The sequence below is a fragment of the Tepidicella xavieri genome, assembly GCF_004363315.1.
Taxonomy (GTDB): Bacteria; Pseudomonadota; Gammaproteobacteria; order Burkholderiales; family Burkholderiaceae_C; genus Tepidicella; species Tepidicella xavieri.
On sequence record NZ_SNYL01000020.1, the window covers coordinates 13,382 to 35,595 of the forward strand.

General features: G+C 67.0%; 17 protein-coding genes and 1 pseudogene. 5 read left to right on the forward strand and 13 right to left on the reverse strand.

The genetic code is table 11. The features are described from left to right. Positions 1 to 2: 2 nt before the first annotated feature. From paaK to pyrF, 6 genes are all read right to left on the reverse strand, one after another. On the reverse strand, positions 3 to 1,328 hold the full coding sequence (paaK, locus tag DFR43_RS12600) for a phenylacetate--CoA ligase PaaK (RefSeq protein ID WP_133599239.1): 1,326 nt from the start codon (positions 1,326 to 1,328) through the stop codon (positions 3 to 5). Between the two features lie 41 nt (positions 1,329 to 1,369). Next, complete coding sequence (gene paaI / locus DFR43_RS12605; protein WP_133599241.1) at positions 1,370 to 1,831, reverse strand: hydroxyphenylacetyl-CoA thioesterase PaaI; 462 nt, start codon at positions 1,829 to 1,831, stop codon at positions 1,370 to 1,372. 11 nt (positions 1,832 to 1,842) lie between these two features. Next, complete coding sequence (gene paaN, locus DFR43_RS12610; protein WP_133599243.1) at positions 1,843 to 3,510, reverse strand: phenylacetic acid degradation protein PaaN; 1,668 nt, start codon at positions 3,508 to 3,510, stop codon at positions 1,843 to 1,845. A 177-nt stretch (positions 3,511 to 3,687) separates the two neighbouring features. After that, entirely contained in the window at positions 3,688 to 4,656 is a 969-nt protein-coding gene (gene paaX / locus DFR43_RS12615; protein ID WP_211338660.1) for a phenylacetic acid degradation operon negative regulatory protein PaaX, read from the reverse strand. Positions 4,657 to 4,710: 54 nt separating this feature from the next. Continuing rightward, positions 4,711 to 6,300, reverse strand: a complete 1,590-nt coding sequence (locus DFR43_RS12620; protein ID WP_133599245.1) for an HD family phosphohydrolase — start codon at positions 6,298 to 6,300, stop codon at positions 4,711 to 4,713. A gap of 75 nt (positions 6,301 to 6,375) precedes the next feature. After that, positions 6,376 to 7,221 (reverse strand): orotidine-5'-phosphate decarboxylase, encoded by an 846-nt coding sequence (gene pyrF, locus DFR43_RS12625; protein WP_211338661.1) that lies wholly within the window; start codon positions 7,219 to 7,221, stop codon positions 6,376 to 6,378. Between the two features lie 71 nt (positions 7,222 to 7,292). Here pyrF and DFR43_RS12630 point away from each other — a divergent pair, with 71 nt between their 5' ends. The 4 genes from DFR43_RS12630 to DFR43_RS12645 all read left to right on the forward strand — a co-directional run bounded on the left by DFR43_RS12630 (position 7,293) and on the right by DFR43_RS12645 (position 10,802). Continuing rightward, positions 7,293 to 8,216: a DMT family transporter gene (locus DFR43_RS12630; RefSeq protein ID WP_133599247.1), complete on the forward strand. Its 924-nt coding sequence runs from the start codon at positions 7,293 to 7,295 to the stop codon at positions 8,214 to 8,216. Between the two features lie 93 nt (positions 8,217 to 8,309). Next, positions 8,310 to 9,086 (forward strand): class II glutamine amidotransferase, encoded by a 777-nt coding sequence (locus DFR43_RS12635; protein ID WP_133599249.1) that lies wholly within the window; start codon positions 8,310 to 8,312, stop codon positions 9,084 to 9,086. Then, a complete protein-coding gene (locus tag DFR43_RS12640; protein WP_133599251.1) occupies positions 9,083 to 10,453 on the forward strand; it encodes an SLC13 family permease in 1,371 nt (456 codons plus the stop codon). The genes DFR43_RS12635 and DFR43_RS12640 overlap by 4 nt, the downstream gene beginning before the upstream one ends. A 16-nt stretch (positions 10,454 to 10,469) precedes the next feature. Then, complete coding sequence (locus DFR43_RS12645) at positions 10,470 to 10,802, forward strand: SMR family transporter (RefSeq protein WP_133599253.1); 333 nt, start codon at positions 10,470 to 10,472, stop codon at positions 10,800 to 10,802. Here DFR43_RS12645 and DFR43_RS12650 read toward each other — a convergent pair. Genes DFR43_RS12650 through gshA form a run of 3 tightly spaced genes read right to left on the reverse strand, consistent with a single transcriptional unit; the run spans position 10,771 to position 13,409 of the window. Further along, positions 10,771 to 11,151, reverse strand: coding sequence for a VanZ family protein (locus DFR43_RS12650; protein ID WP_245988927.1), 381 nt, complete (start codon positions 11,149 to 11,151; stop codon positions 10,771 to 10,773). The genes DFR43_RS12645 and DFR43_RS12650 overlap by 32 nt on opposite strands. A gap of 6 nt (positions 11,152 to 11,157) precedes the next feature. Then, positions 11,158 to 12,117, reverse strand: coding sequence for a glutathione synthase (gshB, locus tag DFR43_RS12655; RefSeq protein WP_133599255.1), 960 nt, complete (start codon positions 12,115 to 12,117; stop codon positions 11,158 to 11,160). Continuing rightward, the gene (gene gshA / locus DFR43_RS12660) at positions 12,114 to 13,409 is read right to left on the reverse strand and encodes a glutamate--cysteine ligase (protein ID WP_133599257.1); all 1,296 of its coding nucleotides are present in this window, start codon (positions 13,407 to 13,409) and stop codon (positions 12,114 to 12,116) included. Before gshA ends, gshB begins: the two co-directional genes overlap by 4 nt. A gap of 134 nt (positions 13,410 to 13,543) precedes the next feature. Here gshA and DFR43_RS12665 point away from each other — a divergent pair. Continuing rightward, positions 13,544 to 14,723: pseudogene (locus DFR43_RS12665) on the forward strand (MFS transporter). Positions 14,724 to 14,748: 25 nt separating this feature from the next. Here DFR43_RS12665 and DFR43_RS12670 read toward each other — a convergent pair. The 4 genes from DFR43_RS12670 to DFR43_RS13945 form a co-directional block, all read right to left on the reverse strand. Continuing rightward, positions 14,749 to 16,869, reverse strand: a complete 2,121-nt coding sequence (locus DFR43_RS12670) for a putative bifunctional diguanylate cyclase/phosphodiesterase (protein WP_164499753.1) — start codon at positions 16,867 to 16,869, stop codon at positions 14,749 to 14,751. Positions 16,870 to 17,004: 135 nt separating this feature from the next. Further along, a complete protein-coding gene (locus tag DFR43_RS12675; RefSeq protein ID WP_133599262.1) occupies positions 17,005 to 18,501 on the reverse strand; it encodes a M20 family metallopeptidase in 1,497 nt (498 codons plus the stop codon). Positions 18,502 to 18,519: 18 nt separating this feature from the next. Continuing rightward, on the reverse strand, positions 18,520 to 20,409 hold the full coding sequence (locus DFR43_RS12680) for a methyl-accepting chemotaxis protein (RefSeq protein WP_281276465.1): 1,890 nt from the start codon (positions 20,407 to 20,409) through the stop codon (positions 18,520 to 18,522). A gap of 107 nt (positions 20,410 to 20,516) precedes the next feature. Further along, a complete protein-coding gene (locus DFR43_RS13945; protein ID WP_211338663.1) occupies positions 20,517 to 22,181 on the reverse strand; it encodes a methyl-accepting chemotaxis protein in 1,665 nt (554 codons plus the stop codon). Positions 22,182 to 22,214: the final 33 nt, after the last annotated feature.

Consider the following 22,214-nt stretch of genomic DNA (forward strand, 5'->3'; position numbering starts at 1 on the left):
AATCAGAGCGTCTTGGGGCGGTTGTCCACGACGCGACGGGCCTTGCCGGTCTGGGTGCGGGGAATGGCATCGGCATCCAGCACCGTGACCCGGGTGGATATGCCGATCAGGGTCTTGATGCGGTGTTGCAGGGCCTGCCCGATGGCGCGGCGCTCGGCGTCGTCGATGCGGCCCATGAGCTCGCGCTGCAGTTCGCACTGCACTTCCACCTCGTCGAGGTGGCCCTGACGGCTGAGCTGGATCTGGTAGATGCCGGCCAGCCGCTGATCGCGCAGGATCTGCTCCTCGATCTGCGTCGGGAACACATTGACGCCGCGGATGATGAGCATGTCGTCGCTGCGGCCAGTGATTTTGCCGAAGCGACGGAATGCGCGGGAGGTGGGCGGCAGCAAGCGGGTGAGGTCGCGCGTGCGGTAGCGGATGACGGGCATGGCTTCCTTGGTCAGCGATGTGAACACCAATTCGCCGTCGGCGCCGTCGGGCAGCACCTCGCCGGTGTCGGGGTCGATGATCTCGGGGTAGAAATGGTCTTCCCAGATCACCGGACCGTCTTTGGATTCGATGCATTCGTTGGCCACACCCGGGCCCATGACCTCCGACAAGCCGTAGATGTCCACCGCATCGATGCCGAGCTTGCGCTCGATCTCGGCGCGCATGCCCTCGCCCCACGGCTCGGCGCCGAAAATGCCCACTTTCAGCGAGATCTGATCAGGGGTGATGCCCTGCCGCTCGAACTCCTCGGCGATCACCAGCGAGTAAGACGGCGTGACCATGATGATGTCGGGCTTGAAGTCCATGATGAGCTGCACTTGGCGCTCGGTCTGCCCGCCCGACATCGGGATGACGGTGCAGCCCAGCCGCTCGGCGCCGTAGTGCGCGCCCAGCCCGCCGGTGAACAGGCCGTAGCCGTAGGCGACGTGCACGATGTCGCCGGGGCGGCCGCCGGCGGCACGGATCGAGCGCGCCACCAGGTTGGCCCAGGTGTCGATGTCGCGCTGCGTGTAGCCGACCACGGTGGGCTTGCCGGTGGTGCCGGAGGAGGCATGGATGCGCACCACCTGCTCCCGCGGCACGGCAAACAGCCCGAAGGGGTAGTTGTCGCGCAGGTCGGCTTTGGTGGTGAAGGGGAACTTGGCCAGATCGGCCAGGGTTTTGAGGTCGTCCGGGTGGACACCGGCCGCATCGAACTTCTGCTTGTAGTGCGGCACGTTGTCGTAGGCGTGCTTGAGCGTCCATTTCAGACGCTGCAGTTGCAGGGCCGAAATCTCGTCGCGGCTGGCGGTCTCGATCGGCTCCAGGTCGCCGGGGCCGGGGCGTTTGACGGGCATGAAAGTCTCCTCGCTGCGATGGGGTGGGCACGATATCGGGCTCAGGCCGGCTGCGCCTGCAGACCAGCGATCACCTCGCCCTGGATACGGTAGCTTTTGCCGCGGAACAGGGCCACGGTCTTGCCCCCGCGCACCCGCACCGTGATGTCGTACACCCCGGTGCGGCCACTGGCCGAGCGCTCCACGGCTTCGGCCTCCAGCACGTCGCCCTCGCGGGCGGGCGCCAGGAAGTCGATGTGGCAGGCCGACGCCACGGTGTTGAGGTTGTAGCTGTTGCAGGCGTAGGCAAAGGCGCTGTCGGCCAGCGTGAACATGAAGCCACCGTGGCAGATGGCGTGACCATTGACCATGTCGCGGCGAACCGCCATGCTCAGGGTGGCGCGCCCAGGGCCGATGGACTCCAACCGCATGCCCAGGGCCTGGGAGGCGTGATCGCGCGACCACATGGCCTGCGCCACGGCTTCGGCCAGCGCCTGCGGATCGGTGGGAACGGGGGTGCTCATCGGAGCCGCCTTCAGACGTGGAAGCGCCGCTGCACGACGCGGAAGCGGTTGGCCACGAAGGCCGAGTCGCAATAGGACGCATTGGCCGCCGGATTGCCGCCCGTGCCGTGGTAGTCCGAAAAGGCGGCAGACTGGTTGACGAACACGCCCCCGGTGAGGTTGATGGACAGCGCCACCTTGCCGCGCCAGCTGGCTTCGGTCATGGCGTCGATCACCTCCGGCTTGGTGGAATACAGGCCCACGGTGAGCGCGCCGTGGGTGTTGACGATGCGCTCCGACAGGGCGATGGCCGCCTGCGCATCCGCCACTTTGACGACGAAGCTGATGGGGCCGAAGCGCTCTTCCATGTAGGCGGCTTCGTCGGTGGCGTCCACCGCCAGCAGCACCGGGGTGCGCACGTCGGCGCCGGGGAACTCGGGATTGGCCAGCTTCTGCGAGGCCAGCACCACGCGCCCCAGGGCACCGCTGTTGGCCAGCTCCACCCGCTCGGCGGTGGCGCTGCTCTGGATGGCGCCCAACACGGCGCAGGCCACTTCGGGCTTGCCGAGGAACTTTTGCACGGCGGCGGCCAGGTCGGCGCAGACCTCGTCGAACGACTTGTGGCCCTCGTCGGTCTCGATGCCGCCGGCCGGCACGATGATGGCCTGCGTGGTGGTGCACATCTGCCCCGAGTAGAGCGACAGCGTGAACGCCAGGTTGCCCAGCATGGCCTTGTAAGCGTTCGTGGATTCGATGACGATGTTGTTCACGCCCGCCAGTTCGGCGTACACCTGCGCCTGCTTGCAGTTCGCCAGCAGCCACTGACCGAACACGTTGCTGCCGGTGAAGTCCACCGATTTGACGCCCGGGTGCGTGGCCAGCGCCTGGGTGGCGCTGCGCTGCTCGGCCACGCACAGCGTGACCAGGTTGGGGTCGATGCCGTTTTCGGCCAGCACCGCGCGGATGGTGCGCACCGTCAGGGCCGCCGGCAGGATGGCGTTGCTGTGCGGCTTGGCGATGACCGCGTTGCCCGTGGCCAGCGCGGCAAAGAGGCCGGGGTAGGTGTTCCAGGTGGGGAAGGTGCCGCAGCCGATCACCAGGCCAACGCCGCGGCCCACGATCTCGTAGTGCTTCTTCATGACCAGCGCGGGGTTCTTGCCCTGAGGCTTTTCCCACACCGTTACGGCCGGCACGAAACTCTGCTCGCGCCAGGCGTAGGCGACGGCCTCCAAGCCGCGGTCGAGCGCGTGAGCGGCGCCGGCCTGGAAGGCCATCATCCAACCCTGGCCGGTGGTCATCATGACCGCGTGGCCCATCTCGAAGCTCTGCCGGTACAGCCGGTCCAGGATCTCCAGGCAGATGCCGGTACGGCCCGCCGCGCCGACCGCCTGCCAACCCTTCATGGCGGCCTGGCCCGCGGCCACCAGCGCATCGGGGTCGCAAACGGGATAGCGCACGTCCAGCGCCACACCATAGGGCGAGCGCTCGCGGCCGCCCCAGCCCGTCTGGCCGGGCTGATTCAGCTCGAACGGCTTGCCCAGGTGGGCCTCGAAGGCCGCCTTGCCGTCGGCCGCAGCCGTCTCGCCATACACCTTGGGGCTGGGCATTTCGTTGTAGGGCGACCAATAGCCACGGGTGGCGATGGCCTGGAGGGCGCCGTCGAGCGTGGCGCGGTGCTTCTCAAACAAAGGATGGGTCATGGTGCGGATGAAGGCCGCCACGGGCTGTGAGCCAGCGCCGGCAGCGCGTCGTTGATACGATACAAATTCTTAGAAATTTACATGTGAATAGTATCAAACGAAAACGCGACCGGGTAAACCTGGGGTTTACCCGGATCTCCAATCCTCACACGGGAGCGCGGCCGCAGGCAGCGCGAATCAGACCGGCACGGCCAGGGGATCCACTGGCTGGAACCGCTCTTGCAGCAAGGGGGTGGCCGTGGGCACCTCTCCGCTGGCCAGACGCAGAGCACCATCCAAAAACCGCTCAGACGGCTCCAGCAGGCAACGATACAGGTCTCGGCACAAGGCGCGGGCCTGCTGGCCGGGCCAATCGGCAGGCAGCAGCACCTCGGGCAATTCCGGGTCGCGCAGCAGCAGGCGCCGGTAATCGTGGATCAACAACAGCCGCGCCTGCCAGGCCAGGGCCGGATCGCGTGGCCGACGCGCCGGCACCCGCCACTCGTCCCACAACGGCCGATAGCGTTGCACGAAGGCCTGGTAGCCGGCGGCCAAGGCATCGAGGTTCCATGCCCGGCGCACCAAATCGCTGTCATTGGCCGAGGCCCCCAGATGGGGGTTGGCCGCCAGCAAGGGCATGAGGGCGGGCAAAGTGTCGCCCATGCCATCGGTGGTCAAGGCATCGAACACCTGCCGCAAGTCGGCGCTGGGGTGGATGAAGCAGCCGGCGCGCAAATCGCCAAAACCTTGCCAAAACAAGGCCCGGCGCAGGCGCTCGCGGGCGCGCACATCCAACTCACCCACCACCAGCACCAGGCGCCAGCGGCGATCCCAAGCGGGGGCTTGCGCAGCGTAGATTTGCCGAGCGGCCTCCTCGAAACGGCGCCGCCCGGCCGCCGTGAGCAGGTAATCGCTGCGACGGCCCACCGCCTGGGTGGTCAACCACTCGTCTTTGACCAGACGAAACACCGAGGTGCGCACCAGCCGCTCATTGAGCCCCAGCGGCTCCAGCAGCGCAATCAGGCTGCCCAGCCACAAGCGCCCGCCGCGGGGCAGCACCGCATCCCCAAACACCGAGATGATGAGCGAGCCCGCCTGCATCCGCCCCAGGCGGCGAAAGTCGTCGATACGCTGTGCGGTGGCCAAGGACACGTTCGATGCTGTCATGGCCGCCATTAAACCGTAGAAATGCCCGCGGCGATCGCCCGCGCCCGTCCCACCTCAACAGTCGATCTGCGCCGGATCGAGAAACCGCTCGGCATAGCGGCGGTACACCCCCGAGGCCACGAAAACCTGATACAGATCGGGGTCGATGTGGCCGTTGTCGCGAAAGCGGTCCATGATGGCCAGGGCCTGCGAGAGCTTCATGGGGGCTTTGTAAGGCCGGTCTGAGGCGGTCAGTGCTTCGAAAATGTCGGCAATGCCCATCATGCGTGCCTGCCAGCTCATTTGCTCGCGCCGCAGTCCACGGGGATAGCCCTTGCCGTCCATGCGTTCGTGGTGCCCGCCGGCATACTCGGGCACATTCTGCAAATCCTTGGGCCACGGGAGCTTTTCCAGCATCTGGATGGTGGCCACGATGTGGTGGTTGATGATGGCGCGTTCGGCCGCCGTGAGGGTGCCGGCACGGATGGCGAGGTTTTCCCGTTCTTCCTCATCGAGCAAAGGCCGTATCTGCCCTTGGGCATCGCGCCAGCGATAACGCTCGGCAATGGCGTGTACCCGCGCCACATCGGCATCGCTCATGCGCTCGACGCCCCGGTTGGCGGCGTGCAGGAAATCCCGGTCGGCCTGCATGGCCGCCCAGCCCTGTTGCAGGCGCTCGCGCGCCTCATCGGCCGTCAGACGGCCTTGCGCCTGCTCACGCAGCAACTCGATTTCCAGGTCACGCCGCAGGATCTCGAACCGGGCATCGATAAGGGCGATGCGGTCGAAGATCGTCTGCAGCTTCGTGGCCTTGTCCACCACATGAACGGGCGTCGTGATCTTGCCGCAATCGTGCAGCAAGGCGGCAATCCGCAGTTCGCGAAAGTCCTTGTCGGTGAGCTGAAAATCGGCCAGCGGGCCTTCGGTGGTTGCATTGACGGCATGCGCCAGCATCATGGTGAGTTCGGGCACCCGCTCGCAATGCCGCCCGGTGTAGGGGGATTTTTCGTCGATCGCGGTGTTGACCAGCCGGATGAAGGACTCAAAGAGGTTTTCCAACTGCTGGATCAGGTAGCGGTTGGTCAACGCCACGGCCGCCTGCGAGGCCAGCGATTCGGCCAATTGCTGGTCGGCCGGCGTGAAGGGCACGACGCGGCCGCTGTCGGGGTCTTGGGCGTTGAGCAGCTGCAGCACGCCGATGAGGTCGCCCTCATGGTTTTTCATCGGCACGGTGAGGAACGAGGTCGAGCGATACCCTGTGCGTTCATCGAAGCGGCGCGTGCCGGAGAAGTCAAAACCCTCGGCGGCATAGGCATCCGGGATGTTGACGGTTTCGCCGGTGTTGGCCGCATAGGCGGCCACCATGTGGTTGTTGGGCCGGCCGTCTGGCAAAAAGAGCGGGATGTCGTGGAACCGATCGCTCAGGGGTTGGCCACTGACGCCGCCGATCTCGATCCCGAGCGAATCGGTGCGCAAAATCGCGAAGCGCAGCGCCGTTCGGTCCGGCGTGGGCAGATAGAGGGTGCCGCCGTCGGCACGGGTGATGTCTTTGGCCGCCAGCAGGATGTCTTCGAGCAAGCGGTCGATGTGGGTCTCGCTGGACAGGGCCACGCCAATGCGGTTGAGCTTTTCCAGCCGGAGGGCATGGCGGTCCGGATGTTCCATGGTCGGCTCCCGATGAGGCCGCGCGCGGCAATCAGATCCTGGGGCGCACAGTGTAACGCGCCCGCCGTCTGACGGTCAGTCGAAAAGGCGCGCGCGCCACAGCGTCTCGCGCGTGCGTTCGGCCTCCTGCCGGGCGGCCTGGGCGAAATCGGCGCCCGCGCCCGCGTAGAGGATGGCGCGCGAGGAGTTGACCGCCACCGCCGCGGTGGTGCCGCCGGCACCCCCACGCCAGCCGGCCTGCACGGTGGCCTGCGCATCGCCGCCCTGGGCGCCGACGCCAGGGATCAGCAAAGGCACCGTGGGGGCGAGTTCGCGCACCCGAGCGATTTCCGCCGGATAGGTCGCCCCCACCACCAGGCCCACTTGGCCGCTCACGTTCCACGGCCCTTGCGCCAGCCGGGCGATGTGCTCGTAGAGTTTGGGTTGCCCTGGCACATCGGCCAGGCGCTGATTCTGGAAATCGTCGCCGCCTGGATTGCTGGTGCGACACAGCAGGAACACGCCCTTGCCCGGATACCGCAGATAAGGCTGCACCGAGTCGAACCCCATGAAGGGCGACAGCGTGACCGCGTCGGCCCCATAGCGCTCGAACGCCTCTTTGGCGTACTGCTCGGCCGTGCTGCCGATATCGCCTCGCTTGGCGTCCAAAATCACCGGCACATGCGGTGCCGCCACCCGGATGTGGGCCATCAGCCGCTCCAACTGGTCCTCGGCGCGGTGGGCAGCGAAGTAGGCGATCTGGGGCTTGAAAGCGATCGCCAGATCGGCCGTGGCATCCACGATGGCGGCGCAGAATTCATAGATCCGGTCAGGGTCGTTGCGCATGTGGTGCGGGAAGCGGGCCGGATCGGGGTCCAGCCCCACGCACAGCAGCGACCGGTTCTGGCGCTCGGCATCGAGCAGCATGTCGGTGAAGTTCATGCCCCGGATTGTAGGCAGGGCGCCAGCGCGGTGGGTTTTCTGGTAGGGTGACGTTTTCGCCTGCCTGCCTGATGCCGACCTTCAATCGACGCCAACTCGTCCTGCTGGTGCTGCTCACCCTGGCCTGGGGCCTGAACTGGCCTGTGATGAAACTGGGGGTGACCGACTATCCGCCACTGACCTTCCGCGCCCTGTCGATGTGGTTGGGCCTGCCCGTGCTGGCCGCAGCCATGTGGACGTTGAAGGTGCCGCTACGCCTGCCGGCCGGCCCGGGTGGCAGCCACTGGCTCGAACTGCTCAAGCTGTCGGCCACCAACATGTTCGTGTGGCATGTGTGCATCATCCTGGCCATCAGCGCGCTGTCGAGCGGGCGAGCGGCCATCCTGGGTTACACCATGCCCATTTTTTCCGCGCTGATCGGCGCGGTGCTGTTTGCCACCGCGCTGAACCGGCGCGGCTGGGTAGGCGTGGGTGCAGCCGCCCTGGGCGTACTGTTGCTGCTCTGGCACGAGTTCACCGCCCTGAGCGGTCAGCCCCAGGCGGTGGGGCTGGCGCTGGTGGCGGCCGCCGTCTGGGCGCTGGGCACGCAACTGCTGCGCCGCACCACCCTGCCGGCGGCTACCCTCACCCTCTCGTTCTGGATGACGGCACTGACGGCGGTGGTGATGTCGGCGCTGGCCTGGGCATTCGAGCGGCCCAGCAACGGCGCGTGGCCGCCCATGCCCGCCACCACGCTGTGGGCCATCGTGTACAACGGCGTGCTCATTTTCGGCTTTGCGCACGCCACATGGTTCTTCCTCGCCCGCAGCCTGCCTCCGGTGGCCTCCACGCTGAGCGTGATGATGATCCCGGTGCTGGGCGTGTTCAGCGGCGCCGTGTGGTTGGGCGAACGCCTGTTCTGGCAGGACTGGGTGGCCGTGGCCCTGATGGTGGTCTCCATCGCCTCGGTGCTTTGGCCCGCCGCGAACACGCCCTCGTCCCCGACATCCCGCTGAAGATGCGATTGTCTTTCAGGGTACAGCGTGGGCACAGCGCGGCTGGCCACACGGCCCCGCCAATGGCCCCAGGGCAGTGATACCCTACAGGCCATGTGCCAGCTGCTCGGACTCAATTGCGCCACCCCCACCGACGCGAACTTCAGTTTCACGGGCTTTCGCCGCCGCGGCGGTGCCACCGACCACCATGCCGACGGCTGGGGCATCGCCTTTTTCGAGGGCAAGGGCCTGCGCCTGTTCGTGGACCACGACAGCGCGGCCCACTCGCCAATGGCCGATTTCCTGCGCCGTTACCCGCTCAAGAGCACCAACATCATCGCCCACGTACGCAAAGCCACGGTAGGGGCGGTGAAGCTGGAAAACACCCATCCCTTCACGCGAGAGCTGTGGGGCCGGCACTGGGTGTTCGCGCACAATGGCGACCTCAAGGACTACCGCCCCCATCTGCACAGCCATTTCCGCCCGGTGGGTGAGACCGACAGCGAACGCGCCTTTTGCTGGCTGATGCAGGAACTGGCCAAGTCCCACGCGGGTCTGCCCGATGTGCGCGAGCTGACCCTGACCCTGCAGGAGCTCCTGCCCCAGATCCGCGCCCACGGCAGCTTCAACTTCCTCCTGTCCAACGGCGAGGCACTGTGGGCCCATTGCAGCACCCAACTGCACTACCTGATTCGCCAACACCCTTTTGCCGCCGCCACCCTGATGGACGAGGACTGGACCGTGAACTTTGCCGACATCAACCAGCCCGGCGACCGCGCCGCCGTGATCGTGACGACGCCCTTGACCCGCAACGAGACCTGGACCGCCTTCGCCCCTGGCGAGTTGAAGGTGTTCGTGGACGGCCTGCCGCTGAACGGGGAGACCTCATGAGCGCGCCCCGTTCGGCATGGACCCTGCTGGGCTGCGTGGCCTTTGCCGCCGCCGTGGTGGCCCTGACTCCGGAGACGGGCCAGCTTCGTGCCGGCCTGGGTCTGTTTGCCCTGATCGGCAGCCTGTGGATGACGCAGGCGCTGCACCTGAGCTTCACGGCCCTGCTGGTGCCTTTGCTCGCCGTGCTGGCCGGGGTATTGACGGTACGCGACGCCTTGGCCGCCTTTGCCCAGCCCGTCATCTTCCTGTTTCTGGGCGGGTTCGCGCTGGCGGCCGCCCTCTCGCGGCACGGGCTGGATCAGGCCCTGGCCTTGGCCATGATGCGCCTGGCGCGCGGGCGGGCGGTGCTGGCGGTGCTGATGCTGTTTGGCCTGACGGCGCTGCTGTCGATGTGGCTGAGCAATACCGCCACCGCCGCCATGATGCTGCCGCTGGCCCTGGGCCTGCTGCCGCACCGCCAGCCCGAACAAGCCGAGCCGCCGGTGGACCAGCGCACCCGCGCCTTCGTGCTGCTGGGGCTGGCCTACAGCGCCAGCATCGGCGGCATGGGAACGCTGGTGGGCAGCCCGCCCAACGCCATCGCCGCCGCCCAGGCGGGCATCGGCTTTGCCCAGTGGCTGACCATCGGACTGCCGCTGGTGGCGCTGCTGCTGCCGCTGATGATCGCGCTGCTGTTTCTCGGGCTGCGGCCGCAATGGCGCGCCGTCTCGGCACCGAGCCCCCAGCCCACGCCGGCCGAGCCCTGGCGCTGGACGCGGGAGCGCGTGCTCACGCTCGGCATCTTTGCCCTGACCGTGACCGGCTGGGTGTTGGGCGCGCCGCTGGCGCGGGCACTGGGTGTGCAGGCCGACATGGACACGCTGGTCGCGCTGGCGGCCATCGCCCTGCTGGGCGCCACTGGCGTGCTGCGCTGGCCCGACCTCGAACGCCAGACACAGTGGGGCGTGTTGCTGCTGTTTGGCGGCGGGCTCACGCTCAGCCAAGTCATGTCCACCACGGGCGGCAGCGACTACCTGGCCCAAACCCTCATCCAGTGGGTGGCCGATGCGCCCATGCTGCTGGTGGTGCTGGCCTTGGTGGCCTTTGTGGTGTTGTTGACCGAACTGGTGAGCAACACCGCCAGCGCCGCCCTCATCATCCCCATCGCCATGAGCATGGCGGCGGCCTGGGGGCTGAGCCCCGTGACCGTGGCGGCGGCGGTTGCCCTGTCGGCCTCGTGCGCCTTCATGCTGCCCGTGGCCACACCGCCCAATGCCATCGTCTTTGGCTCCGGCGGGGTGACGCAGCAGACCATGATGCGCATGGGCATGGGGCTGAACATCCTGGCCATCGCGCTCATCACCCTGTGGGTGGCATGGCTGGGCTGAACCAGGGAATACAACGATGAACGCTTATCTTGCCTTGGGTCTGGCCATCGTGGCCGAAGTGATCGGCACCTCGGCCCTGAAGGCCAGCGAGGGATTCACACGCCTGTGGCCCAGCGTGATCGTGGCGCTGGGTTACGCGACGGCCTTTTATTTCCTGTCGCTGGTGCTGCGCACCATTCCCGTGGGCATTGCCTACGCGATCTGGTCGGGCTTGGGCATCGTGCTCATCACACTGGTGGCCTTCGTGGTCTATCGCCAGACGATCGACCTGCCAGGGCTCATTGGCATGGGGCTGATCGTGGCGGGCGTGGTGGTGATCAACCTGTTTTCCAAGAGCGCCGGACACTGAAGACCAGCCAGGCGCCGGCCCAGACACCCACCGCATTGGCCAGCAGGTCCCAGGCGTCGGCATGGCGCCAGCCGGTCGCGCCCTGGGCGATTTCGATCCCTGCGCCCAAAAGCAACAGACCCGCCAGCACGGTGCGCACGCGGCGCGGATGGGCCCACAGCCCCAGCACCGTGAGCAGGGCAAAGCCCACGGCGTGTTGCGCCTTGTCCCACAGGCGAAAGGCCGCTTCGGGCAGGTGCTGGGGCGGCAGCAGCGACAGCACCACCACCGCCGTCAGCGCAGCCCAGAACACCAGCCCGCGCATCCAGCGCGGCACTGCGGCCGCCCAACCTCGGATTGCTGCGCCCATGGGAGGTCAGCCCGCCAACAGGGCGCGCTCCAGCGCATCCACGAACATGGCGGCCACGTCAAAGCCCGTCTGCTGCTGGATCTCCTGAAAGCAGGTGGGGCTGGTGACGTTGATCTCGGTGACCTTGTCGCCGATCACGTCGAGGCCCACCAGCAGCAGCCCGCGCGCGGCCAACTGGGGCGCCAGCGCCCGGGCAATGGCCCAATCGCTGTCGCTCAGGGGCTGGGCCACCCCTTTGCCGCCAGCGGCCAGGTTGCCCCGCACCTCCGACCCCTGGGGAATGCGGGCCAGGCAGAAGGGGGCGGCTTGGCCACCGATCAGCAGCAGGCGTTTGTCGCCAGCGGCAATGGCGGGCAGGAAGCGCTGCACCATCACGCTGGTGCGCCCACCGTGGTTCAACGTCTCGACGATCGCGCCCAGGTTCATGCCGTCGGGCCCGACGCGGAAAATGCCCATCCCGCCCATGCCATCGAGCGGCTTGAGGATGATGTCGCGGTGCTCGGCGTGGAACTGGCGGATGGCCTCGGGCGAGCGCGTCACCAGCGTGGGCGGTGCGAATGCGCCAAACTCCATCAGGGCCAGTTTTTCCGGGTGGTCGCGCAGGGCGCGTGGGCGGTTGAACACGCGGGCGCCCTCGCGCTCGGCCTGTTCCAGCAGGTGGGTGGCGTAGAAGTACTCGCTGTCGAACGGCGGGTCTTTGCGCATGAGCACCGCGTCGAAGTCCTTCAGCGCCTCGCGGCCCTGTCGGGTCACGCGGAACCAGTCGGCGGCGTCGCCCGTGAGCGCCAGATGCCGCACCAGCGCCGTGACGGGCTCCCCGCTTTGCCACTGCAAATGCGAGGGCTCGCAGGCGGCCACGGCGTGCCCGCGGCGCTGCAGTTCGCGCATCATGGCATAGGTGCTGTCTTTATGAGTCTTGAAGGTGGCCAACGGATCGGCCACGAACAGGATGCGCCTCGCCGTCATTCGTACTCCTCGGCGTTCGGATCGGTGGCTTCCAGCTCGTAGCTGGCCGCCAGCATCGCCAGCCGGCCGATCACCCCATACATGTAGAAGCGATTGGGCACGCTGGCGCCGGGTTTCTGCCCGGGCTGGGGCTGCTGGGCACTCTTCTCGAACGCCAGCGGCACGAAGCTCGCTCCAGGGGCGTTGAGGTTTTCGTCCACGCCGCGGTCTGCATGCACGCGGTAGAAACCGCCCACCACGTAGCGGTCCATCATGTAGACGACCGGCTCGGCCACGGCGTCGTTGATGCGCTCGTGGGTCAGCACGCCTTCCTGGATGATGACGTCGGAGACCTGCTGGCCGTCCTTGATGACGTTCATCTTGTTCTTGGTCTTGCGGTTGAGCGCCTCAAGCTCCTTGGCATCGCGCACCGTCATGATGCCCATGCCGTAGGTGCCGTTGTCGGCCTTGACCACCACGAACGGCTTTTCGTTGATGCCGTACTCCTTGTACTTCTTCTTGATGCGGGCGAGCAAGGCATCGACGTTGGTCTGCAGGCACTCCATGCCGGTGCCTTCGGCAAAGTTCACTTCCCCGCAGTGGTTGAACATCGGGTTGATCAGCCACGGGTCCATGCCCAGCAGCTTGCCAAAGCGCTTGGCCACCTCTTCGTAGGCCTTGAAGTGGTTGCTCTTCTTGCGCATGTGCCAGCCGGCGTGCAGCGGCGGCAAAAGGTATTGCTCGTGCAAGTCCTCCAGAATGCCGGGCACGCCGGCGCTGAGGTCGTTGTTGAGCAAAATGGTGCAGGGATCGAAGTGCTTGAGGCCCAGACGGCGCTTGTCGCGAATCAGCGGCTCCAGCGTCACCTGCTCGCCGTTGGGCAGGTCGAAGGTGGTGGGTGCCTTGATCTCGGGGTTGAGCGAGCCCAGGCGCACGTTGAGCCCGGCCTGGTAGAAGATCTTCTGCAATTGCGCCACGTTCATCAGGTAGAACATGTTGCGCGTGTGGTTCTCGGGCACCAGCAGCAGGTTCTTGGCCTCGGGGCAGATTTTCTCGATCGCGGCCATGGCCGCCTGCACCGCCAGCGGCAGCATCTCGGGCGTGAGGTTGTTCCAGCCGCCGGGGTAGAGGTTGGTGTCCACCGGCGCGAGCTTGAAGCCGGCATTGCGGATGTCCACCGAGCTGTAAAACGGCGGGGTGTGCTCCATCCACTCCAGCCGGAACCAGCGTTCGATGACGGGCGTGGATTCGAGGATGCGCTGTTCGAGTTCGTTGATCGGGCCGGTGAGGGCCGTGACGAGATGGGGAACCATGCAGGGCCCTCCGCGGATTGGCTGTTGACAGATGACGGATTGTAGAGAGTGGGGATCAAGGCCGCGTTTCCAAGGGCTGGGCGCATGGGCTGGCGACAGACAGGCTTGGCGTATTCGTATATAAACACGCCGTTATGAACAAAAACCTCTGGCTGCTGGCTGGCGCGCAAGGCCTGTTTCTCACCAACAACGTGGTGTTCATCGCCATCAATGGCCTGGTGGGCCTGAGCCTGGCCCCTTTTGGCTGGATGGCCACGCTACCGGTGATGGGCTATGTGGTGGGCGGGGCGCTGTCCACCGGGCTGGTGGCCCGCAGCCAGCGGCGCTGGGGGCGGCAGGTGGCGTTCCAGATCGGTCTGGTGGTGGCTTTCGTGTCGGCCTTGCTGTGCGCGGCCGCGCTGTACCTGGGCAGCTTCTGGCTGCTGGTGCTGGCCACGGTGGTGGCGGGCTACTACAGCGCCAATGGGCAGATCTACCGCTTCGCCGCAGGCGAACTGGCGGCCCCGGCGTTTCGGGAAAAGGCCGTTTCTCTGGTGCTGGCGGGCGGGCTGATCGGGGCCATCATCGGCCCGAATCTGGCCAACCACACCCGTGACTGGCTGGGCAAGCCCTTCCTGGGCGCTTACCTGGCGCTGGCCGTGGTGGCGGTGCTCTCGATGGTGCTGATGGCCGGCATCCGCTTCCCCCAGGAGGCCCCCCAAGAAACCCGGCGCGGCCAGTGGCCGCCCGCTGGCCGAGATCATGCGCCAGCCGGTGTTCATCGTGGCCACCCTGGGGGCGGCGCTGGGCTACGGGGTGATGAACCTGCTGATGGCCGCCACGCCGCTGGCGATGCAGGTGTGTGGCCTGCCCTTTTCCGACGCTGCCCTGGTGCTGGAATGGCACGTCATCGGCATGTTCGCGCCGGGGTTTTTCACCGGGCACTTGATCAAGCGCTTCGGGGTGCTGCCCATCATGGGCGTGGGTGTGCTGCTCAACGCCGCCTGCATCGGCATCGCCCTGTCGGGGCAGGACCTGCACCAGTTCCTGATCGCCCTGTTTCTGCTGGGGGTGGGGTGGAATTTTCTGTTCACCGGCAGCACGACGCTGGCGATGGAAGCCTATCGCCCCGAGGAAAAGGACAAGGCCCAGGCCGCCATCAATTTCTGGGTGTTCGCCACCATGGCCCTGACCTCCTTTGCCTCGGGCGCCTTGGTCACCACCCAGGGCTGGGCCTGGCTGAACATGGGTTCTCTGGTGCCGGTGGGCCTGCTGGGGGTGTCGCTGCTGTGGCTGGCGGCCAAGCGGCGGGCGCAAGCCGGGGCAGCGGCATGAGGGCGGCCATCCGCCCGCCACTGGGCTACAGCGGCTGGGGCCGGCCGAAGTGGTAGCCCTGGAACAGCCGGCAGCCCATCGCCCGCAATACCTCGAACTGCTGCGGCGTCTCCACCCCTTCGGCCACCACGTCCAGATCCAGGCTTTGGGCAAGCTGCAGAATGGTCCTGGCGATGGCCGCGTCGTTGGGGTCGTCCAGCACGTCGCGCACGAATGAACGGTCGATCTTGAGCTGCGCCAGTGGCAAGCGCTTGAGATAGGCCAGTGACGAATAGCCCGTGCCGAAGTCGTCGAGCGCAAACTGCACGCCCAGGGCAGCGAGCGCCTCCATCTTGCCGATGGTGTCTTCCACGTCATGCAGCAACTGGCTTTCGGTGAGTTCCAGCTTCAGGCGCCGGGGGTCGGCACCGCTGTGCGTGAGCACGGCCCGCACCTGAGCGACGAAATCGGGCTGGCGCAGTTGCCGGGCACTGAGGTTGACCGACAGGGTCCAGTGGCAGCGCTGCGGGTCTTGGCGCCAGGCCACGAGCCGGGCGCAAGCTTGCTCCAGCACCCACTGGCCCAGCGCCAGGATGTGGCCAGACTCCTCGGCCAAAGGAATGAACTGCACGGGCGAGACGGGCCCGCGGGTCGGGTGCTGCCAGCGCAGCAGCGCCTCCATCCCCTGCACCTGGCCTTGCGCATCGACGATCGGCTGGCCATGCAGCAGGAAGTCGCCGTCGCGCAGGCTCTGCCGCATCTCGCGCTGCAGCGCCGCGCGTTGCAGCGCCCGCTCCTGCAAGGCCGGATCGAAAAAGCGCACGGCGTTGCGCCCGGCGGCTTTGGACTCGTACATCGCCAAATCGGCCCGCCGCAAGATGTCCTCCATCCGCTCCTCGCCCCCGTCAAACAGCGCAATGCCGATGCTGGGGGTGGCTTGCACTTCGTTGCTCTCCACCACCAGCGGCTGCTCCAGGGCCGCGCGGATTTTCTCGGCCACGTCCTGCGCCACGGCTGCGGCCTGCTCGCGCTCGTGCGCCAAATCTTGCAGAAGAACGATGAACTCGTCGCCCCCGAGCCGGCCGATGATGTCGGATGCGCGCAGCGCCACTTGCAAGCGGCGCGCCGTCGCGCGCAACACGGCGTCTCCAGCAGAGTGACCGTAGGCGTCGTTGATGTCTTTGAAATTGTCGAGGTCGATGAAGCACAAGGCGGCCCAGGTCCCGGCGCGGCGGGCAGCCGACTGCACCTGCTGCAGCCGGTCCTGGAAAGCGCTGCGGTTGTACAGGCCGGTCAGACTGTCGTAGAAAGCGAGCCGGTGCACCTCGGCCTCGGCCTGCTTGCGCAGGGTGATGTCGCGCCCCACGCCCCGGTAGCCCAGCAGGCGGCCCTGCGCGTCGAGCATGGGCATGCCGCTGAGCGAAAACCAGGCCGTACGGCCATCGGGCAGGGCACGTTGCACCTCCCAGCGCCGAAACACCTTGCGCTGCGCCACGGCCTGCCGCAGCGGCGCCCAATCATCGAGACGAGGCAGATTCAGACTGGGCAAGTCCCAAGGACGATGCCCCAGAGACTGCTCTGCCAACAGGTTGTTTTCACGCACCTGCCGCCCCTCGAACCGGGTGTAGCGGCACTCGGCATCCCACTCCCAGTACCAGTCGGCCGACAATTCGGTCAGGCTGCGGAAACGCTCCTCGCTCTCGCGCAAAGCCGCCAACGCCTGGGCGTGCTTGGTGATGTCGGTGTAGGTGCGCACCCAGCCACCGCCCGGCAGGGCCATGGTCGCGCCTTGCAAGGTGCGCCCGCTGGCGCTCGTGTAAGAGTAGACGTGGGGCTCGGCCGTCTGCTGTACGCGGCGCAGGTGGTGCCAAACCCGTTCGAGCAGATGGTCGAGATCGCCACGCAAATCGCCGCAGGCGTGTTGGTGGCGGACCACATCGTCGATCCGCGGGCGCTCGGCCAAAAAGGCTTCCGGCAGTTCCAGCAGAGCCAGGGCCGTGAGGTTGTAACCAATGACATGGCCATCGGCATCGAGCACGATGAAACCATGCCGGAGCTGATCCAGCAATTCGGCGACCGACAGCCGGCCGCTGCGCGCCACCTCATCGGCCGCTTCAAGGGCGGCCGATGATCCCGGCAAAGTCGCAGAAAACGGTGAGTCGCTCACGGCGGGGCCCCAAGGAAGAAACTGCCGCCGCCAGCGGCAGGTCACGAGTCCGTGGATTCTGACACGGACTCGCTCACCTCTCCCCCTTGGAGTACCGGGGTTAACCCGCAAGCCCCACGCGGAAAGACCTGCCCGTCACGGCATGCGGGCGATCACCTCGGCCACGCTGGCGGTCAGCCGCTGGGCAAACGGCACGTGCAAAAACTCATTGGGGCCATGGGCGTTGCTCTTGGGGCCCAGCACGCCACAGACCATCATTTGCGCCTTGGGAAAGCCTTGGCTGAGCAGATTCATCAGGGGAATGGTGCCGCCTTGCCCGATGAAACCACAAGGCGCGCCGAACTGGGCCTGGCTGGCCGCATGCAGTGCCTGCTCGAACCAAGGCGCCGTCGCCGGGGCGTTCCAGCCGGTGGCCGCGCCTTCGGGCTCAAAAGTCACCTTGGCCTGGTAGGGGGCATTGTCTTCCAGCAGGGTTTTGAGGTCTTGCACCGCCTGGGCCGCGTCCACCAGCGGCGGCAGCCGCAAGCTGAGCTTGAACGCGGTATAGGGCCGCAGGACGTTGCCGGCGTTTTGCAACGACGGGAACCCTTCGGCGCCCGTCACGCTCAAGGTGGGACGCCAGGTGCGATTGATCAGCGCCTCGACCGGATCGGTGGTGGTGGGCAATGCAAACACGGTGGAGCCACCGCAATCGTGGTGCGCCCACGGAAAGCGCTTGTACACCTCCTCACCCAGAATGGCGGCGGTGGCCTGCGCCTGGGCCAGACGCTCGGCAGGCACTTCACAATGGAAACTGGCCGGCAGCAAGCGCCCGGTGGCGCTGTCTTCCAGCCGGTCCAGCACCTGGCGCATGATGCGAAAGCTGGACGGCACCAGCCCCGAGGCATCGCCCGAATGCACGCCTTCGGTCAGCACCTCGACGCGCAGCACGCCGCTGGCCATGCCGCGCAGGCTGGTGGTCAGCCACAGTTGATCGTAGTTGCCGGCCCCGCTGTCCAGACAAATCACCAGCCCCACGTCACCCAAGCGTGGGCGCAAGGCATCGACATAGGGCAGCAGATCGTGGGAGCCGCTTTCTTCGCAGGTTTCGATCAGCCCGACGATGCGCGGATGGGCCACGCCCTGCGCCTTGAGGGCCTCGATGGCGGCGATGCTGGCATAGACGGCATAGCCGTCGTCGGCGCCCCCCCGTCCGTAAAGCTTGCCATCGATGAGCTTGGGCGTCCAAGGGCCCAGGTCGCTGCGCCAGCCGTTGAATTCGGGTTGTTTGTCCAGATGGCCGTACATCAGCACGGTCTGCCCCGAGGCCGGCGCGGGGGTGCCATCGCGGCCCGCGCTGGCTGGCAGCTCGAAAAAGAGCACCGGCGTGCGCGGCTGTCCGTCAGGGGTGTTCAAGCGCACCACTTCCAGCCGCAAACCCTCGACCTTTTGCGCCTGGACCCAATCGGCGGCCTGCCGCAAAACCGTCTCCAGATGGCCATGCGCGGCCCAGTCGGCATCGAAAGCGGGGGACTTGGCCGGCACTTCGATATAGCGGTGCAGCGCGGGCAGGATGCGCTCCTGCCAGCGCTGGGTCACCAGGGCGGCGGTGCGGCGGGCGTCGAGCACGGTATCGGGCAGGCGGGCGTTCATGGCATTCTCCGGAAACGGTCAAAAGCTTTCCCACTCGCCTTCGGCAGCGGCGCCCGGCTTGGCGGCAGGCGCCGGCGCAGCGGCTTTGGGCAGCGCCTTCGCCGCAGCAGGGGCGGCTGGCGTGGCCGCAGGCGCGGCAACGGGCTTGGCCGACGCGGCCGGCTTGCCCGCAGCAGCAGGGGCGGGGGCAGCGATGGCGGGGGCCTGGGCGGCCGCGTGGGGCTTGGGCGCTGGCAGCTTGTCACCCGCTGGCTTCGGGGCGACTGGCCGGGGGGGCGGGCTGCGCCGCGGGGTGGCGGTCAGCACGCTGTGCCCATCGCCGGTGCGGAAAGCGGCAATGGCCTGCGCCAGCCGCTCGGCCTGGTCGCGCATGCTCTGGGCGGCGGCGGCACTTTCTTCCACCAGGGCGGCGTTTTGCTGCGTCATCTGGTCCAACTGGGTCACGGCGACGTTGACCTGGGCAATGCCGTCGCTTTGCTCGGCCGCAGCGGCGGAGATTTCCCCCACGATGTCCGTGACGCGCTGCACGCTGGAGACGATCTCGTTCATGGTGGTGCCGGCATCCTGCACCAGCCGGCTGCCGTCCTGCACCTTCTCCACGCTGGCGCTGATGAGGTCTTTGATCTCCTTGGCGGCCTGGGCACTGCGCTGCGCCAGCGTGCGCACCTCGCCAGCCACCACGGCAAAGCCGCGCCCCTGCTCGCCCGCCCGGGCGGCCTCCACCGCGGCATTGAGCGCCAGAATGTTGGTCTGGAACGCAATGCCGTCGATGACCGAGATGATGTCGCTGATGCGCTGGCTGCTCTGGTTGATGTCGTTCATGGTGTGCACCACCTGGCCGACCACCGAGCCGCCGCGCGATGCCACCTCGGCGGCGCTGGAGGCCAGTTGATTGGCCTGCCGGGCCGCGTCGGCGGTCTGGCGCACGGTGGCGGTGAGCTGTTCCATGCTGGAGGCGGTTTCCTCCAAGCTGCTGGCCGACTGTTCGGTGCGAGCACTCAAATCCTGATTGCCCATGGCGATTTCGCTGGCGGCCTGTCCGATTCCGTCGCTGGCCTGCCGGATCTGGCCGATGACGCGCAGCAACGAACGCTGCATCTCATCGAGGGCCTTGAGCAGTTCGCCGATCTCGTCGCGCCGCCCCACGGCGATGGATCGCGTCAAATCGCCCTGCGCCACCTGGTTGGCCATGTCCACCGCCTCGCGCAGCGGCCGGGTGATGGAACGGGTCAGCGCCGTGGCCATGACCATGCCCACCAGCAGCGCCGCTGCCGCCAGCGCCAGCACCAGCGTGGTGGCAAATGCCGCTTCTTTTTCGGCATCCTCAGCCACCCGGGCCGACAAACTGTCCTGGAACTCGACGAACTGGCGCTGTGCAGCCATGTAGGCCTCGGCGGCGGGCAAAAGGCGGGTCTGGGCAAAGCGCTCGGCTTCGGCCGAGGCCGCCGCGGCAGCCTGAGCCGCCGCGGCCTGCGCCGCGGCTTGCGCCGCTTCGGCATCCTCGCCTTCGGTCGGCTCCACCGGCGCAGGTACCGCGGCCTGCGGGCGGGCACTGAGCAAGGCAAAGAAATCGCGCCGGGTGTTGATGTACTCGGTGCGCAACTGGGCGATGCGTGCCAGCATCTCCCGCTCCTGGGGATGGCTGGCGCCCTCCTCCAGGGTTTTCTGCAGGCCATTGATGCGTTCGGTCGTCTGGCTGATCAGTGGAGAGAAATAACGCTCCACGGCCGGGTCATTGCCAGAGGTGGCTATCGCCATGACCCGGGTGATGTTGAGCCGCGTGGCGTCGGTCCATTCGCGGGCGGTGGTGGCACGCTGCTCCTGCTGCCGCACCTCATAGACGTCCTTCAGCAACACCCGAAACTCATACACGGCCAGCCCCACCAGGGCCACCATGAGCACGAACACGCCAGCAAATCCCAGTCCGAGCCGGTAACCAATACGAACATTTCCCAAACCCATATGACCTCCTGTCGTTGTCCGCCGGCAGCGCGCAGCTGCGACGGTGTGGGCGCTTAGCGCGCGCCCAGGCGCCGCTCAGGGCCTTTGTACACCCCAGCTGTGCCGTGGCCCCGGGTAGCCGCCGGGGTCAGCGGGGGATGCCCTCCCGATCCGTTCATGAGTTTGAAGACCGCCACCAGTTCGGCCAGGCGCTGGGCCTGGTCACGCAGGCTGTCGGCCGCGGCGGCGCTTTGCTCGACCAGGGCGGCGTTTTGCTGCGTCATCTGATCCAACTGGGCCACGGCGCCGTTGATTTCGGCCAAGCCCTGCGACTGCTCGGCTGAGGCGGCCGTGATGTCGCCGATGAAGGACGACACCTTCTGGGCATTGTCCACGATGTCGCGGATGGTATGCCCCGCCTGGCTGACGATCTGGGTGCCGACGTTGACCTTCTCCACGCTGGCGCTGATGAGGCTCTTGATTTCGCGGGCGGCTTCGGCGCTGCGCTGGGCCAGGCTGCGCACCTCACCGGCCACCACCGCAAAGCCGCGGCCGGCTTCGCCCGCGCGGGCCGCCTCCACCGCGGCGTTGAGCGCCAGGATGTTGGTCTGGAACGCAATGCCGTCGATGACCGAGATGATGTCGTGAATCTTCTGGCTGCTCTGGTGGATGTCTTCCATGGTGCGGACCACCTGCCCCACGAGTTCACCCCCTTGCTGGGCCACGGTGGCGTTTTCCTGCGCCATGCTGCTGGCCGAGCGCGCGGCATCGGCCGACTGCTGCGCCGTGGCGGCGATCTGGTCCATGCTGGAGGCGGCCTGCTGCAAATTGGAAGCCGCCTGCTCGGTGCGGGCACTCAAGTCCTGATTGCCCGAGGCGATCTCGGTGCTGGCCACGCGGATGTTGTCGGCCGCGGCACGCACTTCGCCCACCGTGCGCGACAGGGAGGACTGCATGTCCGCCAGGCAGCGCATGAGTTCGGTCAGTTCGTCGGCGCCACGCAGATCGGGCTGGGTGGTCAGGTCGCCACGGGCGATCGACACCGCCAGCCCCTGGGCCTGCTCCAGCGGACGGGTGATGCTGTGCATGTTGGCCAGGGTGGTGGGCACCACGATGAATGCCGCCAGCCCCACGGCGACCCCGAACAGCATGAGAATGATGCGCGAGGTGCGTTCGGCCTGCTCATAGGACGCGCGCACCTCCTCGGCCAGCAAACGGTCGAGCTCGGCCATCAGGGCATCGACCTTGTCGAAAGCCTCGTGGGCATTGCGCAGCAGGCGGTTGGCGGTGGTGGCCGAGTCGTAGGCGCTGGCTTCGAGTTGCCGCGCCACCGGTTCCATGGCCTGCCCATAGACGGTGAGCAATTCGCGAATCTGACGCACCAAGGCGTCATCGTCGTCGGGCTCGCCACGCAGCATCTCGTCCAGGCGGGCTTGTACCTGGCGCCAGGCGGCGTCCCACTGGTCCTTGGCGGCACGCACGGCCTCGGGCCGCTCGTAATTGATGATCATGTCGCGCTCGTAGCGCCGCAATTCGCCGAGCTGGACCTGCAACTGCCCCATTGCCACCGATTCGGCAAAAGAATGCTGCACGAATTCGTGATTGAAGGCCTGCATGCGGAACATCCCCCACAGGCCCGCCCCACCCACGATGGAAAGCAGCACCAGCACCACCGCAATGGCACCGATCATGCGCAGACGTATGGTGAACGCCCGCATGAAGGTCAACAGCCAGCTCATCCAGTCATCTCCCTCTCATCAAAAGAACGGCGC

Bases quoted from the DNA above. Each gene is read 5' to 3' on its own strand.
- DFR43_RS13945 (WP_211338663.1), bottom strand. From the start codon at position 22,181: ATGAGCTGGCTGTTGACCTTCATGCGGGCGTTCACCATACGTCTGCGC.
- paaN (WP_133599243.1), bottom strand. From the start codon at position 3,510: ATGACCCATCCTTTGTTTGAGAAGCACCGCGCCACGCTCGACGGCGCC.
- pyrF (WP_211338661.1), bottom strand. From the start codon at position 7,221: ATGAACTTCACCGACATGCTGCTCGATGCCGAGCGCCAGAACCGGTCG.
- gshA (WP_133599257.1), bottom strand. From the start codon at position 13,409: ATGGTTCCCCATCTCGTCACGGCCCTCACCGGCCCGATCAACGAACTC.
- DFR43_RS12620 (WP_133599245.1), bottom strand. From the start codon at position 6,300: ATGGAACATCCGGACCGCCATGCCCTCCGGCTGGAAAAGCTCAACCGC.
- DFR43_RS12635 (WP_133599249.1), top strand. From the start codon at position 8,310: ATGTGCCAGCTGCTCGGACTCAATTGCGCCACCCCCACCGACGCGAAC.
- DFR43_RS12650 (WP_245988927.1), bottom strand. From the start codon at position 11,151: ATGGGCGCAGCAATCCGAGGTTGGGCGGCCGCAGTGCCGCGCTGGATG.
- gshB (WP_133599255.1), bottom strand. From the start codon at position 12,117: ATGACGGCGAGGCGCATCCTGTTCGTGGCCGATCCGTTGGCCACCTTC.
- paaX (WP_211338660.1), bottom strand. From the start codon at position 4,656: ATGACAGCATCGAACGTGTCCTTGGCCACCGCACAGCGTATCGACGAC.
- paaI (WP_133599241.1), bottom strand. From the start codon at position 1,831: ATGAGCACCCCCGTTCCCACCGATCCGCAGGCGCTGGCCGAAGCCGTG.
- DFR43_RS12640 (WP_133599251.1), top strand. From the start codon at position 9,083: ATGAGCGCGCCCCGTTCGGCATGGACCCTGCTGGGCTGCGTGGCCTTT.
- DFR43_RS12645 (WP_133599253.1), top strand. From the start codon at position 10,470: ATGAACGCTTATCTTGCCTTGGGTCTGGCCATCGTGGCCGAAGTGATC.
- DFR43_RS12630 (WP_133599247.1), top strand. From the start codon at position 7,293: ATGCCGACCTTCAATCGACGCCAACTCGTCCTGCTGGTGCTGCTCACC.
- paaK (WP_133599239.1), bottom strand. From the start codon at position 1,328: ATGCCCGTCAAACGCCCCGGCCCCGGCGACCTGGAGCCGATCGAGACC.
- DFR43_RS12675 (WP_133599262.1), bottom strand. From the start codon at position 18,501: ATGAACGCCCGCCTGCCCGATACCGTGCTCGACGCCCGCCGCACCGCC.